This window comes from Embleya sp. NBC_00896, from assembly GCF_045207785.1.
In the GTDB taxonomy this organism is placed as follows: domain Bacteria; phylum Actinomycetota; class Actinomycetes; order Streptomycetales; family Streptomycetaceae; genus Embleya.
In genome coordinates this window covers 2,745,245-2,761,246 of record NZ_CP108777.1, presented here as the reverse complement: position 1 = coordinate 2,761,246, position 16,002 = coordinate 2,745,245, and the positions used below count along the sequence as shown (strand labels likewise).

14 protein-coding genes are annotated in these 16,002 nt (G+C 70.1%); 7 read left to right on the top strand and 7 right to left on the bottom strand.

Annotated features, from left to right (window positions below; all coding sequences use genetic code 11):
* Genes OG928_RS45850 through OG928_RS45835 form a run of 4 tightly spaced genes read right to left on the bottom strand, consistent with a single transcriptional unit; the run spans position 1 to position 3,194 of the window.
* Positions 1-420 carry an ATP synthase subunit C gene (locus OG928_RS45850; protein ID WP_331767956.1) on the bottom strand — a complete coding sequence of 140 codons (420 nt, stop codon included), beginning with the start codon at positions 418-420 and terminating at the stop codon, positions 1-3.
* Complete coding sequence (locus OG928_RS45845) at positions 417-1,820, bottom strand: V-type ATPase 116kDa subunit family protein (protein ID WP_331767955.1); 1,404 nt, start codon at positions 1,818-1,820, stop codon at positions 417-419. The genes OG928_RS45850 and OG928_RS45845 overlap by 4 nt, the downstream gene beginning before the upstream one ends.
* Positions 1,807-2,730, bottom strand: a complete 924-nt coding sequence (locus OG928_RS45840; RefSeq protein WP_331767954.1) for a hypothetical protein — start codon at positions 2,728-2,730, stop codon at positions 1,807-1,809. Before OG928_RS45840 ends, OG928_RS45845 begins: the two co-directional genes overlap by 14 nt.
* Positions 2,727-3,194: a hypothetical protein gene (locus OG928_RS45835; protein ID WP_331767953.1), complete on the bottom strand. Its 468-nt coding sequence runs from the start codon at positions 3,192-3,194 to the stop codon at positions 2,727-2,729. Before OG928_RS45835 ends, OG928_RS45840 begins: the two co-directional genes overlap by 4 nt.
* Before the next feature lie 502 nt (positions 3,195-3,696).
* Between OG928_RS45835 and OG928_RS45830 the strand changes: the two genes are divergently transcribed.
* On the top strand, positions 3,697-4,443 hold the full coding sequence (locus tag OG928_RS45830; RefSeq protein ID WP_331767952.1) for a hypothetical protein: 747 nt from the start codon (positions 3,697-3,699) through the stop codon (positions 4,441-4,443).
* A 35-nt stretch (positions 4,444-4,478) separates the two neighbouring features.
* On the opposite strand, the gene OG928_RS45825 is transcribed toward OG928_RS45830, so the two are convergent.
* Positions 4,479-7,241 (bottom strand): cation-transporting P-type ATPase, encoded by a 2,763-nt coding sequence (locus OG928_RS45825; protein WP_331768340.1) that lies wholly within the window; start codon positions 7,239-7,241, stop codon positions 4,479-4,481.
* 373 nt (positions 7,242-7,614) lie between these two features.
* Here OG928_RS45825 and OG928_RS45820 point away from each other — a divergent pair, with 373 nt between their 5' ends.
* The gene (locus tag OG928_RS45820; protein ID WP_406291959.1) at positions 7,615-8,229 is read left to right on the top strand and encodes an ester cyclase; all 615 of its coding nucleotides are present in this window, start codon (positions 7,615-7,617) and stop codon (positions 8,227-8,229) included.
* 53 nt (positions 8,230-8,282) lie between these two features.
* On the top strand, positions 8,283-9,425 hold the full coding sequence (locus OG928_RS45815) for a site-2 protease family protein (protein WP_331767950.1): 1,143 nt from the start codon (positions 8,283-8,285) through the stop codon (positions 9,423-9,425).
* A gap of 265 nt (positions 9,426-9,690) precedes the next feature.
* Here the strand turns inward: OG928_RS45815 and OG928_RS45810 are convergent, their stop codons facing one another.
* The gene (locus tag OG928_RS45810) at positions 9,691-11,424 is read right to left on the bottom strand and encodes a sulfate permease (protein WP_331767949.1); all 1,734 of its coding nucleotides are present in this window, start codon (positions 11,422-11,424) and stop codon (positions 9,691-9,693) included.
* A 300-nt stretch (positions 11,425-11,724) separates the two neighbouring features.
* Complete coding sequence (locus tag OG928_RS45805; protein ID WP_331767948.1) at positions 11,725-12,024, bottom strand: DUF1876 domain-containing protein; 300 nt, start codon at positions 12,022-12,024, stop codon at positions 11,725-11,727.
* Positions 12,025-12,465: 441 nt separating this feature from the next.
* Here OG928_RS45805 and OG928_RS45800 point away from each other — a divergent pair, with 441 nt between their 5' ends.
* From OG928_RS45800 to OG928_RS45785, 4 genes are all read left to right on the top strand, one after another.
* Positions 12,466-13,356 carry a universal stress protein gene (locus OG928_RS45800; RefSeq protein WP_331767947.1) on the top strand — a complete coding sequence of 297 codons (891 nt, stop codon included), beginning with the start codon at positions 12,466-12,468 and terminating at the stop codon, positions 13,354-13,356.
* 394 nt (positions 13,357-13,750) lie between these two features.
* Positions 13,751-14,167, top strand: coding sequence for an HAD family hydrolase (locus tag OG928_RS45795; RefSeq protein WP_331767946.1), 417 nt, complete (start codon positions 13,751-13,753; stop codon positions 14,165-14,167).
* Positions 14,168-14,217: 50 nt separating this feature from the next.
* The gene (locus OG928_RS45790; RefSeq protein WP_331767945.1) at positions 14,218-14,508 is read left to right on the top strand and encodes a cation transporting ATPase C-terminal domain-containing protein; all 291 of its coding nucleotides are present in this window, start codon (positions 14,218-14,220) and stop codon (positions 14,506-14,508) included.
* 273 nt (positions 14,509-14,781) lie between these two features.
* Positions 14,782-15,840 carry an Acg family FMN-binding oxidoreductase gene (locus tag OG928_RS45785; protein ID WP_331767944.1) on the top strand — a complete coding sequence of 353 codons (1,059 nt, stop codon included), beginning with the start codon at positions 14,782-14,784 and terminating at the stop codon, positions 15,838-15,840.
* Positions 15,841-16,002: the final 162 nt, after the last annotated feature.

Here is a 16,002-nt window from a genome sequence, read left to right as displayed (position 1 = left end):
TCACGCCTTGCCCATCAAGAGGACCGCGACCACGAGGCCGTAGATGGCGATGCCCTCCGCCAGTCCGACGATCACCATGGCCCGGCCGAAGAGTTCAGGCCGTTCGCTCAGCGCGGCGAGCGCCGCCGCGCCCGTGTAGGCCACCGCGATCGACGCACCGATCGACGCGCCTGCGACTGCGATGGCGGCCCCGATCAGGGCGGCCGAGGAGGACCCCGAATCTCCGTTGGAGGCGGCCGTGCCGGCCGCGTGGGCACCTCCCCCGGCAAGGGCGATCGACAGCACGACTCCGGCGCCCGTGAGCATCAGCGCATTTGCGGCGATCACCCACCACAACGCCGCGCGTGATCGCCGCAAGAACAGTCTGACCACGAAGAAGACCACAGCGATGATGGGGAGAACGATGATCCAGGCAGTCACGCCGCCACCTCCGTACGTTGTACGGGCGGATGCCAGGGCCGGAACGGCCGTCCCTGAGAGACGAATACGCGGGAGAACAGCTCGTAGTATTCAAGGCGCATGGCCTGCACGCCGGCGACCAGCGCCTCCAAGGCGAAGGCCAGCGCGTTGCCGACCGCGAACAGCGCGACAGCGGCGAGCCAGGCGGCTCCGCCGCGGCGAGCCGACGCGGTCGTCCCATCCCAGATGATCGCGCCGAGGGCCGCATGGGTGAGGCCGAAGGCGGCGAGCCTGGTGAACGAGACGATGTTCGATCCGAGCCGCATGACGGAGTCGACGAGTTCGACGCCGGCCTGCGCCGCGCCGCCGGGCCCCCCGGCAGTGCCCGCGTACAGCCCCACGCCGCTCAACACCAGCCCGGCGACCGCGAGGACACCGCCTACCGCGAGCAGGACCGCGCCGCCGCTGACCAGCGCGACGGCGAGCAGGACACACCCCGCGAAGAGCGCGGCGCCCCCGCCACCGGACGTCGCATACCAGGCGTACCCCGGCCCCTGCTCGCGGCGCCGGTTGACGAACGCAACGACATACGCCACCGCCAGCAATACGACGCCGATCACGACCGCGGCTGTGAGCAGACGCAACGGTTCGTCCAGGGGTCGCAGCCACAGGGCGGGCACCACGCCCGTCGGGCCGAAGAACTCCCCGTACAAGATCCCGGCGAGCATCGACGCGACCGCTGCCCCCGCCACGAACGGCCACAGTGCGCGTGACCGCGCCAACGCGGCGGGCCGACCCGAACGAAGGCACAGCGCGGCCACCAGCAACAGCGCCCCATGGCCCAGGTCGCCGAACATCATGCCGAACATCACGGCGTACGCGAGCCCGGCCGGCACCGTGGGGTCGAGGTCGGCGTAGGGCACGGTCCCGTACGCACGCACGAGCGGGGCATACGACCGCCGCAGGGCGCCGTCGTCGCGGAGCATTGTCGGTGGATCGTGCCCACGCGGCGCGCGCAGCAAAACGATCGCCGCCCCGACCTCCGCCACGCGTGTTGCGGCCTCCGCGACGTCGGAGGCCGGGCACCAGCCGGTGAGCGCGGCGGCTTCACCGTCGCCGGCCGCCTGATCCGCGAATGCCTCCAGTTCCGCCTCCCCCGCCAGCAGGTCCGCGCGGCCATCGTGCTCAAGGGCATCGAGGTCGGGCCGTGACGCGCTCAGGGTCACCATGCCCGGGGGCCGGCGCAGCCGCCCGAGGCGGGAAGCGGCCGGGACCTGCCGGGCCCGGCCGCCTTCCACACGGTCGAGTTCGATGCGGCCGATCTCGGCAATACGGACGAGCGTTTCGCGCAGTCGTGACCGTGGGGCCACTACTGCGACCCGCTGCATGCGCACCGGCGCTGCGGCATCAAAACGAGGCATCGAGCACCTCCGGCGATACGCCGCCGGTCGTGGCGACTGCCAAGGCAGCGCGGGTCCGCCAAGCGTCGGTGGACATCAGGGCGATCGCGCCCACCACGGCTGCCTGGCCGAGGCCCCTCCTTCGGAGCAGTCTCCGTCCCTCGCACTCGACGTCCGTCCACCAGCGGGCCTCCGCCCGCCACAACTGCGCCGGACGATCGATCCCGGCGAAGACCGTCCGGGTCTCGGTCGGCACCGCGCGCCGGTAGTCCGCGAACGACCGCGCATGCGGGGCGGCAGCGCCGAGGAGACGGGACGCGATGCGACGCGTGCGATCGGTCAACTCCCGTTCGAGCAGGAACCTCTCGCGACAGATCAGCAGGGCGAGCCGCTTTCGTGCCCACACGGCCGCGAGCGGCACCTGCTCGGCGACCCGGACGGACGCGGCGACCCGCATGCCGACACCGATGGCCGCTGCGGTATCCGCTCCGGGATCGCCCCACGGCGAACGGGCCAGCTGCGCCCTCAGCTCCGGTAGGGAGCTGGTGTGGGCCAGTCTCGGCCACGCGATCGCCAGGGCGCCGAGCCGGTAGGGCGGGGCACCCTCGCCGTTCCGAATGGATCGGATATGGGCTTCGGTGTTGGAGATCTCGAACCCCGAGGCGAGCAGGCGCACGTCATCGGCCCCGGAACGCGTTTGCCAGCCGGCGAGCACACGGAGCTGCCACAACAGCGTGTCCGCGACCGCGCGCTGGGCCTCGGCCAGGGAATCGGCCGCACCCACGCGCCGACCGTACGCGGTCGAGCCCAGACCTTGCACCGCCTCGTCCAAGGCCGACAAGGCCGCGATCCGGCGCAGCTCGTCGGGACCGACGCAGCGCGACAGCATGGTGCGTGCGCGAACGGCTCCGGGAGCCCACCCGGCCGTCATGGCCGCCCCTCGGCTGCGGGGCCGGGCAGGGTCGGCCTCGTGCCGTCGAGGTCCGCGACGACCTCGGCGAGGACGCGCCCGACCAATGCCGGCATGCGCGCCTCGGCACGTTGCGACACGGCACGGGCCGTCCGCAGTCCGGAGTCCCTGATCTCGGCCGCGCGCGCTTCCGCCTCACGGAATACTCGGCGTGCACTCCGCTCGTGCTCCGCCGGGGAGTCGTTCCGCGCCTGTGCCACGAGCGCCTCGGCATCCCGCTCGCCGCGGCGGCGGATTTCGGCCGCTCTGTGCTCGGCCTGCGCGCGGATGGTGCGTGCCTCGGCCTGGGATGCCGCAAGCAGGCCGAGCGGAGTCGCGAGTTCGTCGGCGAATTCACGCGAGCGATCGGCCGGGACACCCGCCACCCCCGGGCCGGGTGCGGTAACCGGGCGAAACCGCCCTAGGAGGTTCCGAAGGGGCGCCATGGGGATCTCCAACCGGGGTGGATTTCCGGGACAGCACCGCCGGGCGCCACCGGTCAGGGTCCATCGGCCCTGAATTCCTTGCATGCGCCCGCAGCACGGTCGGCTGAGGTTGAACGCGTAAGTCCATCGTCGGCGCATTGGACACGCACCTCAAACGCAGCCCTGTCCCTCGGGTCCACCGCGTCCCTCGGGTCCACCGCACCCGTACTCGGCTCGCCGCAGCACCGAACGAGGACCTGCCGCCCCCGCAGATGTGGTCGAACTCGCCTGGATGGTATGGCTCTCGAACGAAGCATTCGACGAAGCCCAGGGGCCCGCCACGAGTGGAAGTCCGTTGGGCGCTTCGCAGGCAGCCGGGCACGGGCGGAGTGGCGAGGCCCATCCCTGGGCAGGAGGTGGAAGAAGACAGCTGCCGCGCGTTCACCACGCCCGGCCGTCCCCACGGCGGCGGTAACGGCCCGCACAATGACGCCGACGAGCACGAGGACCCGAGGTGAGGACCATGGTCCGCAAGCGGGCGCAGGCCGCCGTTCTCGGTGCGTTGGCCCTGGCTGCGACGGTGGCGGTCGGCGCGTGCGGCTCGGACGGCAACACTCCGCACCGTGCACCGGCCAACACCACCACCATGGCCGGCCCCACAGCACCGGGTCCGACCGACGGGTGGGGACCGGGCATGTGGGGCGGCATGATGGGCCCCGGCATGATGGGCGGCGCCTGGAACTCCTGGGCGCCCGGCATGATGGGGCCCGGCATGACGGGCAACTGGTGGCTGCCCGGCGATGGCGTCCGCGTGCAGAGCCTCGACCAGGCCCGCGGGCGCGCGACCGTTTTCGCCGACCGGCTCGGTCTGCGCGTCGGCGAAGTCATGCAGTTCTCCCGCAACTTCTACGCCGAACTGCACGCCGCCGACGGCCGCCCGGCCACCGAGGTCCTGGTCAACCCGTCCGACGGCGCCGTGCAGATCGAATACGGCCCGGCGATGATGTGGAACACCGCCTACGGCATGCACTTCGGCAGCCAGGACCAGGCCCGCGTCTCTCCCGACCAGGCCCGGGAGATCGCCGACCGATGGCTCCGCGACCACGGCAACACCCACACCGCGGGCGACCCCGAGCCGTACCCGGGCTACTACACCCTGCACACGATGCAGGCCGGAAGCATCACCGGCATGCTGTCCGTCAACGCCACCACCGGACAGGTCTGGGAACACACCTGGCACGGCACCTACATCGCCACCAGCCCCCACTGACCCACCGCACGACACACGGACGCCCAGGGCGTGTCTCACCTCGGTGACCGGCCCCCGTCGGTGGGGTGACGACGTCGGCGGTTGGCGCGCCTCAGCTCGTCGGCGCCCCACACGATGAACGGGAAGGACGCGATGAGCGCCAGAACGTCCACCGGGAGTGCCGATGTGCCGAAAAGCGTTTGGAACGGCGGGAGGTAGATCAAGGCCGCGGTGAAGGCGATCTCGAAGGCGATCCCCCATAGGAGCAGTGGATTCGACCACACGCCGACCGAGCGCAGCGAGGCGTGTTCGGTACGGGCCGCGAAAGCCGTGCCGATCTGGCAGGCGACGATGCCCGCGAAGGTGGCACTGGTGGCCCGTAGATAGTCGTCGTGCAGCGGATGTCCCGAGCCCGTGGGGTCGCCGGGCTGCCAGCCGGCCCGCCACAACACGTAGAAGAACGCCGTCATGACCAGCGCGGCGGAGATGAGCCCGAGGAACACCCAAGCCCTGAAGAGCAGATCGCCACGGATGATGCTCTCCTTGCGCGAGCGCGGCGGCCGGTTCATCAGTCCGGGTTCGGCGGGTTCTCGCCCCAGGGCAAGTGCGGGCAGGGTTTCGGTGCCCAGGTCGATCGCGAGAATCTGCAAGACGGTCAGGGGCAGTGGAATCTTCCCGCCGGACAATGCGAACACCAGGAAGGGCACCACCTCGGGAGTGAGGTGGGCGAAGATATAGAGAATGAACTTGCGAACGTTGTCGTAGACACGGCGACCGGCTTCGATCGCCGCGACGATGGTGGCGAAGTTGTCGTCGGTGAGCACCATCGTCGACGCCTCACGCGCGACGTCGGTCCCACCCCGTCCCATGGCCACGCCGATATCCGCACGATGCAGTGCCGGCGCGTCGTTGACGCCGTCCCCCGTCATGGCCACCACATGTCCCACCGCTCGCAGCGCGTCCGCGATACGCAGCTTGGCCTCGGGTGACGACCTGGCGAAGACGATCTCGTCACCACTCCCGATGAGTTCGTCCAATCTCGCCTCGGACATCGCCTCGAGCTCTTCTCCCGTGACCGTAAGAAGGCCCTCCGTACCGATGCCCACCTCACGGGCGATGCTTGTGGCGGTGACCGGGTGATCACCCGTCACCACGTGCACCTTCAGGCCCGCGTCGTGGCACCTGCGCACCGCTTCCGGGACCTCGGGCCGGGCCGGGTCGACCAACCCGACCAGCCCGAGGAAGCACAGGTCGTGCTCCGCGTCCTCCCGATGCTCGGGCGCGGGCGTACCCTCGGCGAAGACTCGGTCCGCGGACGCCAGGACACGCAGTCCCCGTCCCGCGAAATCCGCCAGCGCTGCCTCGGTACGCCGCCGATCCTCGTCCGTCAGTGCTCGGGCAACGCCATCGTCGACGATCGTGGTGCAGCGAGGAAGCACCGCCTCGGGCGCGCCCTTGACGTCCAGTCGTCGCCTGGTGTCGGACTCGGGTGTCACCGTGGACATCAGTCGCAGGGTGGGAATGAAGGGGAACAGACGGAGCCGATCGCGGTCCCGGACGGCTTCGTCCACAGGCGTGTCGCCATGCGCCGCGGCTTGGAGGAGAGCAAGTTCCATCGGATCGCCGATCGCCGGCCGATCCCCGTCCGCCACCGCGGCCGTCGTGCAGGTGGCGACGGAGTGCAGCAGGTGCCGGTACTCCTGCGGCAACCCCGGCCCCGGAACGACGTCGACTGGGGCGCCTCCACCGCGAACGAGGGACACGTGCATGCGGTTCTCGGTCAAGGTGCCGGTCTTGTCGGTACAGATCACCGATGTCGAACCGAGTGTCTCGACCGCGCTCAGGCGCTTCACCACCGCACCCCGACGCGCGAGCACCCGCACGCCGACCGCGAGCGCCAGGGTGATGGTCGGCAACAACCCTTCCGGCACGTTCGCCACGAGCAGGCCCACCGCGAACAGGAACGCGTCCTTCAGGGAGAGTCCCGCCAGCAGACCCAACGGCAGAAAGGCCAGGCCCACACTTGTCGCCACCGCGGCAATGATCCAGGCGACTCGCTTGACCTGCGTTTCCAACGGGCTGCTCTCGCGCTTCACGCGGTGACTGAGAGCGGCGATACGACCAAGTTCGGTGTGGTCGCCGGTGGCATACACGAGCACGCGCGCCGTGCCGTCGACGACTGCGGTTCCGCTGAACAAGAGATCGGATGCCTCGAGCAGGGGCGGAGTGCCCACGGCGTGCTGCGAGCCGCGTGCCACGGGCACGGACTCGCCAGTGAGCGTGGACATGTCCACGTCCACCAGACCCTCGACGACGCGCGCGTCGGCACAGACCCGATCGCCTTCGGCGAGCAGCACGACATCTCCGGGGACGATCGACGCAGCGTCCACGGAGCGAGACACTCCGTCGCGTACGACCCGAGCCTGCTCGGACAGGAGGCGCCCGAGCGCCTCCACCGCCTGCTCCGCCTGGCGCTCCTGGACGAAGGCGAACGCGGCGTTGAGAACGACCACGGCAAGGATCGCGCCGGCCAGCGCGGGCGTCCCCGCCGCGAACGCCAAGAGCCCCGCACCAATCAGCAGCAGCGCCAAAGGATGCACGAATTGAGCCGCGAGGTCGCGCCACCAGGGGCGCTTTCCCCGACGTCGGATCCTGTTCGGGCCGTACGCCACCAAGCGCCGGGCGGCCTCGCGCTCGCTGACCCCGTCGGTGCCGCATCGCAGGTCACGGAGCAATCGCAGGAGCGGCTCGCGGGGGTCGGGCTCAGCGGAGTCGGCGGATGGTCCCGATCGGGCTCTTCCAGGCGTCGGATCGGGCATCTGTGCGCTTGGGTCACTCATCGGACCTCCGCGGGTCGCTCATGGTCGGCGGCCGGCGAGATCGGATTCGAGCCCGGTGGTCTCCGGGCAACCACGACCATGAGTGCCGAGGGATGTCACCGGGGCCGCTTTCTCCACGACACGCACCGCTCCCATGACCACATCCGTCGTCCGTGTCGTCCCGTGGGCCGGCTCCGGTCGTTTGTCCGACACCGAGACAATGCCCGTCATCGTCGTCGCACTCACCTCCCCCACCATCCTGTGAGCGTGGGCGCTGCTCGATAGTCGACAGCCTGCGCGGGGAACAGGCCGCCGACGACGGCACGCGCCCCCGGAAACAGGGAAGCCGCCGCAATGCCGTGACCCGTGTGGCATGGGCCGGGCCCGCGCGCAATGCTGGGAATGTCATGTCGCAAGGGGTCGTCCCCTCGATTGCGATCCACCTCGACCGGGAGCACCCATGAAGACCTCCGACGCACCCCGGGCACCCGGCGAGGTGGCACGCGCAGTCTTCGAAGCCCTGAACGACGGAGATCTCGACGGTTTCGCCCAATTCTCGGCCGACGGCGTCTTCGGCGACTTCATCGCTGTCGGCGAGTTCCGCGGTGCGGCGGCCGTACGCTCCTTCTTCGTGGAACTCTTGGCCGCCGTCCCGGATTTCTCGATCACCGTGGAGGACGTGATCGCGGACGATCACGGCGCCGCGGTCAAGTGGCACGCGACCGGGACGTTCACGGGCAGCCCGTTCCGGGGGGTTGTCGCCAATGGGCGACGGATCGGACTCCGCGGTGTGGATTTCATGGAAATCGACGGCGGGCGGGTACAACGCAACCGAATCGCCTACGACGGAGCCACATTCGCCCGCCAGGTCGGCTTGCTGCCACCGAACGGATCAGGACCCGACCGAGCCTTGCTCGCGGCATTCAACGCGAGGACCCGTCTCGCCGGATGGTGGCAGCGCCGTTGCCGGTCCACCACATCGCGCTGACCGCCCCGGGACTTCACGGCGCTTTCGGGCCGCCTACGACGAGGGAGAGCACGGTGCGGGCGACATTCCCACTGGGGCGGATCGCCGGGGTGCGGATCGGGGTGCACTGGAGCGTACTGGTCATCTTCACGGCGATCACGGTCGGGCTCGCGCGTAGCCGTCTCCCCCATGCCCACTCCGGCCACCCACAGGTTGTCTACTGGGCGGTCGGCGTAATCACCGCCGTGGCGTTCCTTGCGTCCTTGTTGGCCCACGAGTTGGCGCACGCCGTGGTGGCCCGGCGGAACGGGATCGAGGTGGAGGACATCGTTCTGTGGCTGCTCGGCGGCGTGTCCCGACTCAAAGGGGAGGCATCCACCCCTGCCGTCGAGCTGCGGATCGCGGGTGTCGGTCCGCTGGTCAGCATCATTCTGGGCGTGTTCTTCGGCCTCGCCGCATGGCTGCTGAACACGGTCTCCGGCGCGAATCCGGTGGTCGAGGCGGTGGTCTGGCTCGCGGTTGTCAACGTCCTGCTGGCGCTGTTCAACTCCATCCCCGCCGCCCCGCTCGACGGCGGCCGACTGCTGCGTGCGCTGTTGTGGTGGCGCACCGGCAACCGACTGCGCGCGACCACCGGAGCCACTGCGGCGGGCCGGACATTCGGCTGGGTCCTGGTCTTCCTCGGCCTGTTCCTGGCCGTATACGGCGATACGTTCGGGGGACTGTGGCTGGCGCTGATCGGCTGGTTCCTCATCGCGGCCTCGACGATGGAGGGGCGCCAGGCCCAGCTACGCGAGACCCTCGCCGGGATCCCGGTGCGCAACGCCATGTCGCGGGAGCCTGTCACCGTGTCCGAGCGGCTCACGGTCGCCGAGTTCTTCGACGGCCCGCGGTACCGGTACCGGCACTCGGCGTTCCCGGTGACCGACGACGCCGAGGCCCCGGTCGGATTGCTGACGCTGCGTGCCGCACAACACGTGCCGGAAACCGAGCGGGACTCGGTCACGGTGGGCCGGATCATGCTGCCGATGTCTCGGGTGGCCGTCGCCGCTCCGGACGATCCGCTGTCCGACCTGCTGCTCCGCCTGGAGCCGGGCCCCGAGCACCGGATCCTGGTCGTCGACGGCGACAGGCTCGTCGGAATCGTCTCCGCGTCGGACGTCAGCCGGATGGTGACCTGGCTCATCACGACCGATCCGCGCCGACGCGAGCGTTGACCCTCGGGCCCTGCGTCCGACGAGCGCCGGCCGTTCACGCCGCGTGTGACGCCGGGTCAACAGACCGAACACAAGGTGACCGTCTGGTACACGGCGCCGACCGCCATTCGGATGCTGATGCGCACGACGCCGAGGCGGCAACCCGGCGATTTGCCGCCGGGAACCGACCTGTCCGCGCTCCGGTTCATGGCCGGCGTAGGCGAACCGCTCTACTCGTTCCCGGGAACGGAACTCGCCTGTCCGCACGTGCGTTCCGCTCTCGGGTCTACCCGTTCCGGCCGTCGTCGTGTGCGCGGCACCATCGGTCATAGGCGTCTACGGCGGTGGGCAGCGTGGGGAACAGACGGTCCGCGCCGATCGATGCGGTGAGGCCGTAGGCGTCCAACTGCGTGCGCAGGTCCTGTTTCACCCGTGCCAGGGCAACGACCACGCCGCGTTTGCCCAGTTCCTCGCGCACGGACTCCAGGGAGTCCAGGGCGGTGATGTCGACCTCGACGATCGCCTCGGTGTTGAGCACGAACCACGACACCGGGTGGGTCTCCTCAGCCACGGCGGCCAGTGCACGGCGCCGGAAGTCCTCGGCGTTCGCGAAGAACAGCGGCGAGTCGTAGCGGTACACCACCAGCCCGGGAATCGTCCGGGCTCCGGAGTAGTCGTCGATGTCGTGCATGCCCGCCATGCCCGGCACGATTCCCTGGACGGCGTCGTGCGGTCGTGCCACGCGGCTCAGCAACTCGGCGACCGACAGGCCCACCGCCACCAGGACGCCGTAGAGAATGTCCAGCGCCAAGACGCCGACCAGACAAGCCATCGCCAGGAGGAACTCGCGCCGCCGGAAGGACATCAGGCGCCGGAATCCCGCCACGTCGATCATCCGCACGGCGGCGAAGACGACCAGTGCGCCGAGGGCCGCTGTCGGCATGTTCGTGAGTAGAGGACCGAGGAACAGCAGCACGGCGACGACCACCGCCCCGGCGGTGAGCGCGTACACCTGTGTTCGGGCACCGGCCGCCTTGGCCAGCGCGGTGCGACTGGCACTGCTGCTCACCGGAAAGCCGTGCACCATACCGGATGCGACGTTCGCCGCGCCCATGGCGAGCAGCTCCTGGTTCGGATCCAGGCGGGGTTTGCCACCGGCCGAATCGAATGCGCGCGCGGTGAGCATCACGTCGGTGTACCCGACGAGCAAAATCCCGGCCGCAGGCGCCAGCAAGTCACGCGCCTGGCCGAAGCCGGGTGCGAAGACGTCGGGAAACCCGGTCGGCACATCGCCGACGACCTCGATCCCGTGCTCCGTCAGGCGAAACGCGACAACCAGCGCGGTGCCCAACGCGACAGCCGGCAACGGGGCCGGGAATCGGGGAGCGAAGTGCGCCGCGCCGAAGAGGAAGACCAGCGTCGCCGCGCCCATGACGACCGTCCCCCAGTGCACATCGGACAAATTCGTCACGAACGAACGCCACTTCGGACCGACCCCGTCGCCCTCCACCGGGACACCGGTGAGTTCGGGCAACTGATCCACCATCATGATCACTGCCAGTCCGGCCAGGTAACCGATCAGCACCGGGCGCGAAAGCAGGTCGGCGACGAAGCCGAACCGCACCAGCCACGCCACGAGGGCAAGAACCCCGACCAGGATGGCGAGGGTCGCGGAAAGGACCGCGTAGCGCCCGGCGTCGCCTGCGGCCAGGGGGCCCACCACCGTCGCGGTCATCAGCGCGGTGGTCGACTCCGGACCGACCGACAACAAGCGCGACGACCCGAGAAGGGCGTACATCACGATCGCGGGCAGAATGGCCCAGAGGCCGACGACAGGTGGGAGGCCCGCGACGGTGGCGTAGGCCATGACCTGCGGCACAAGATAAGCCGCGACCGTGACACCGGCCGGCAGGTCGTCGCGCAGATGTTTCGGCTCGTATCCTCGCAGCGCCACCACCCCGGGCACCGCGCTTGCCAGGCATCGACTGATCGCCGTGGGAAAGGCGGCGGGCTGCGGCATGGGCCTCCTTGGGTGAGGGCTTCATGATGCCGCGCACAGTGTGGACAACCTCGTAGCGGACACGGAATGGACACGGAATACCGTCATGTGGTCACCCGCGCTGCCGCTCCTGAAACGGTCGCCGACTGTCTGGAGTCCCCGACTCCCCGGGGGCATTCACGCACGCCGGCTCCATCGTGGTCGGGAGGTGAGTCGTCTCGTGCTCCCTGTCGTGAAGAGGTCTCCGGAGGATACCGGCGCCGGCATCGGGTGCCTGGATGCCACGCGTGTGGCCGCGCGTCGGTGTTGTCGGGCAATTACTCAATCGTGCACGGCGGCAGGTGACCCGGTGACCGCTTCGATATCGCGTGCGGCCAGGTCGAGCAGGCGGTGTGCCAGATCGGACAGTGCCCGGGCGGCGGCCAGATGGTCGCCGATCTCCGGGACGTCCCGGTCCTTGGGGTTCTTGCGGGCGTGTCCCCAGCCACGAACCGATGTACCGTCCCGCGTGTTCAGCCGTGCCTCGGCGAACGTACGCACCGATTCGCCGCCTTCGAAATCGTCCGGGCCGCTCTTTTCACTCAGGTGGATATCGACGGTCCAGTGCTTTGCGGCAACCATCCGACTCACCTCCGGTTCGACAGCTTCCTGCTCTCAGTCTGCGCCGCCGGCGCATACGCGGTAGGGCCGAACGGCCCCCGGCGTAGCGGCCTCCGACGCGTCCGGCGGTGTCCTGCGCTCGGTTCCACGACGACGGCAGGAGAAGCCATCAGCGACCCCGCGGTCGCCGCCCGGGCCTTGTCTCGCGCGGCGCGCGCGCTACGGCGGACGATCGCCCGGAGTGGGAGGTGTGCCGTGCCCTCCCGGTCGGCCTCCTTGTGCAACAGATCGGACTCCGAGACGACGCCGACAACAGCAGTCGCGGTGAGCCCCCGATCGTTCGGCAAAGGGCCCTTCGCCGAACCGACCGGGCCGAATGGCCCTGCCCGACATCGTGTGCAGGGAGCAGAGTCGGGCGAAAGGGCCGGCGATCGAGGCGGCTCGCCCGGAAGGGAGTGCGTCGTGACCGCCTTCGAAGAACCGGTGCCCGTGATCGTCGGGGTCGAGAACACCGACGCCGCCCGAATCGCCGTCCTGTGGGCGGCCGGCGAGGCCGCTCGCCGCGGGCTTCGGTTGCGTCTGGTGCACGCTTTGGACTGGCCCGTCGGCGCCGAGCACGACCCGGACATGAGGAAGCCGTGGGAGACCTGGAGCGGGATCTTTCGGCGTTCCGGGCAGCAAACGCTGGAAGAGGCGCGCACACTCGCGTTGGGCACCCATCCAGGGCTCGACATCACCGAACTCCTTGTCGATGGAGAGCCCGACGCGGTCATGCGAGAGCAGGCCGCGAACGCCGCCATGGTCGTCCTGGGTTCGCGCCGGCTGTCGTCGATCAGGGAGTTGATGACCACCGGAGGCATTGCCGTCCCCGTGGCCGCCCACGCGACCTGTCCGGTCGTGATCGTCCGGGATCGGGAACACGTCGAAGACGATCCCGGGACGGTTGTCGTCGGGGTGGACGGATCGCGCGTGTCCGAACGAGCCGTCGCCTTCGCGTTCGAGGAGGCCTCGCTGCGCGGCGCGACCGTACTCGCCGTCCAGGTTCGTCCATTCTTCGCGAGCCCGGTGGTGGGCGCCGTGACAAACGCGGAGGAGGTCGAAGAGGGCCGGATCCGTCTCGCGGAAACGCTCGCGGGTTGGTCGGAGAAGTACCCCGACGTGCCGGTGCGACGCCAGGTCGTCCTCGGCCACCCCGTGCACACCCTGGTCCAGGCGTCCGAGCAGGCCCTGTGCGTAGTGGTCGGCACGCGCGGACTGGGCGGCTTCAAGGGCATGTTGCTCGGCTCGGTCGGCCACGGACTGGTGCACCACGCCCGTTGTCCCGTCGTCGTCGTGCCGCGCGAGCGCGACTGACGTCCCACGGGAGAGTGTCCGACCACGTCGTACGCGAACCCGGTCGACCCCTATCGCGCACACCATGATCGGCCCGGCCGCGCCACCCCATCGCCCGGGGAGCGGCCGGGTTGCCGTCCCACACATCCTGCGTGTCCTTGGATCGCCGGCGAATCCGACTGATCGGTGGCGAACGACCGTGAGGGGTCGGAGAACGAGGTGGCCTCGGCGAAGCTCGACGGGCAACCGGTGGCCGGGCACTGCGCCACAAGGATGCACGACCTGCTCACCGCGGCCTCGCTGTGCAACGACGCCACTCTGGTGCCGCCGGGCCCCGACCCTGCGTGGTCGGCTCTGGGTTCTGGCCGCGGACGGCTACCGGGTCCTGGACGTCGCCACACAGCGTCTGGATGCCGTGCCCCACCGTGTGGAGGACGCGGAGGAGGGCGTGTCCCTGCTCGGCCTGATCGGCATCAGCGATCCGCCTCGGGAGTCCGCTCGCACCACCATCGCCGCATGCCACGAGGCCCGCATCACTCCTGTGATGATCACCGGCGACCACCCGTCCACCGCACGAGCGGTCGCCACGCGCCTGGGCATGCTGCGCGACGGCGACACCACGGCCCTGACCGGCGCCGACCTGCGCGCGGATCCCGAGCGGGATCCGACCGCCGTGCGGGTGTTCGCGAGAACGACACCCGAGCAGAAACCGGCGATCATCCAGGCGTGGCGTGCCCGAGGCCACGTCACGGCGATGGCCGGCGACGGCGTCAACGAGAGCATCCTCGGCGACGGCCTGTGGCAACGGGTCGTGCGGCCGGGCCGTGCGTGACTGCCGTCAGCCTTGGCGCCGGAGCGTGGAGCCACCACGCCGGACATGTCTTGCAGAGCGTGCTGTTCCTGACCCTGCTCGGCGCCCAACTCGGCGTCGTCACGGGCCTGAGGACCCGACTGCTCACCCGCGCCAACCCGTTTCCGCCGATCACCGTCCTCGCGTCCGCCGCCTTGGGTCTGGCCGGCGTGTACGGACCGATGCTGCGGGATCTCCTGGGCACCCACGCCTTGCCTGCGGGAAGCCTCCTGATCCCTCTCGCCGGGGCAATCCTCGGATTCGCGGCCGCCCGCGTCGACCGCCGGATCGCAGCACGTGGACGAACGGTCGGCGACCGGTGAAGCCGGACGTGGGACTCACGGCCCTGGTCCTCTCGGGGCATCCGGCCCTGTGGTCCCGATGTCGGAAGCCCGAGACTGATGACATCCGGCGTCATCCCGATCGGGCCACGTGTTCGACGGCAGGAGGCCCCGGATGAGCGACCGTGCGTCCGCGCGTGACCGGGCCGCCGCCGTCTCCGCCCCTGAAGGTGGAGCCCGACGGGTACAACCAGGGTGCGCCGAATGCGCCTTTCCGCGTTCGGACGCATCGATGGGCCGTAGGGAGAAATCGACATGACCAAGGCATCCCTGAACCCCGCCGACCTGCGGTACCTGGCCGCCGCGGCCGGTGCGGCACCCTCGCTTCACAACAGCCAACCGTGGTTCTTCCGACCCACGATCGACGGCTGCGGAATCGCGGTGTACGCGGACGGCACGCGAGCGGTCCCGCTCACCGACCCCGATGGCAGAGCCATGCACATCTCCGTCGGCGCGGCCGTGTTCAACCTGCGCGTCGCCGCTGCTCAACTGGGTCGGGAACCGCTGGTGACGCTCCTCCCCGACGATGATGCCGATCCGTCACCGACTGCCGTGCTCAACCTGGGTCGATGCGCCCACACCCCACTTCCCTACGGCCCGGACCTGTACTCGGCGATCGCCCGACGGCACTCCAGTCGCCTACCGTTCGCCAACCGTGACGTCCCGGAGCGCGTCCTCGGTGAACTCATCGCCGCAGCCGCCGCGGAGGGCGTGGTGCTGGCCGTGCTGGAGGAGGCCGACGCGCGCCGTGTCCTGAACCTGACGGCCGAGGCCGAACGACGAACGGCCGCGGACCTCGCGCGACAGGCGGAGACACGCGAGTGGCTGCGCCTGGAGGAACCCGCGGCCGACGGCATCCCCCGCGAGGCCCTGGGCCCCCAGGACCACGACGCCCGGGTACCGGTCCGCGCCTTCACCGGGCACCCGCCCTCGTCTCCCACCACGACGCAGCGCTTCGAGGCGCTACCCCAGGTGGCAACCCTCACCACCCACTTCGATCGTCCGCAGGACTGGCTGCGCGCAGGCCAGGCCATGGAGCGGGCATGGCTGGTGGCAACGGTCCACGGTCTGCGTGTATCGGTCCTCCACCAGGCCGTGGAATGGCCCGACACCCGCGCGAACCTGCGCGATCCGCAGACCGGTCCCGGGTACGTCCAGATGGTGCTGCGGATGGGGTACGGGCCGCCCGGAACCCCCACTCCCCGCCGCCCCGTATCGGAGACACTCGGGGCGGCCGAGGCCGGTGGCGACGCATCGACCGTGAACGAAACCGGCGGGGAAACGGCACCACCCCTCGGGTCGAACCGACAATGAGCCTGCCCGGTATCGAAGGGCAGAGGGTCGGAGGGTTTCTTCGAGCATGCGTCGTCGTTCGTCGGCCGACTTCTCGATGCTCCCGACCCCGCCCAACGCCCCGGCGCGGGCGGACCCGATGGGCGGTGTGCCCGACACACTCACGGCCGGCACGTCCCCGCC

Coding starts and splice junctions, on each gene's coding strand:
- OG928_RS45845 (WP_331767955.1), bottom strand. CDS start 1,820: ATGCCTCGTTTTGATGCCGCAGCGCCGGTGCGCATGCAGCGGGTCGCA.
- OG928_RS45810 (WP_331767949.1), bottom strand. CDS start 11,424: ATGCCGCAGCCCGCCGCCTTTCCCACGGCGATCAGTCGATGCCTGGCA.
- OG928_RS45835 (WP_331767953.1), bottom strand. CDS start 3,194: ATGGCGCCCCTTCGGAACCTCCTAGGGCGGTTTCGCCCGGTTACCGCA.
- OG928_RS45830 (WP_331767952.1), top strand. CDS start 3,697: ATGGTCCGCAAGCGGGCGCAGGCCGCCGTTCTCGGTGCGTTGGCCCTG.
- OG928_RS45825 (WP_331768340.1), bottom strand. CDS start 7,241: ATGCCCGATCCGACGCCTGGAAGAGCCCGATCGGGACCATCCGCCGAC.
- OG928_RS45805 (WP_331767948.1), bottom strand. CDS start 12,024: ATGGTTGCCGCAAAGCACTGGACCGTCGATATCCACCTGAGTGAAAAG.
- OG928_RS45840 (WP_331767954.1), bottom strand. CDS start 2,730: ATGACGGCCGGGTGGGCTCCCGGAGCCGTTCGCGCACGCACCATGCTG.
- OG928_RS45785 (WP_331767944.1), top strand. CDS start 14,782: ATGACCAAGGCATCCCTGAACCCCGCCGACCTGCGGTACCTGGCCGCC.
- OG928_RS45820 (WP_406291959.1), top strand. CDS start 7,615: ATGGGCCGGGCCCGCGCGCAATGCTGGGAATGTCATGTCGCAAGGGGT.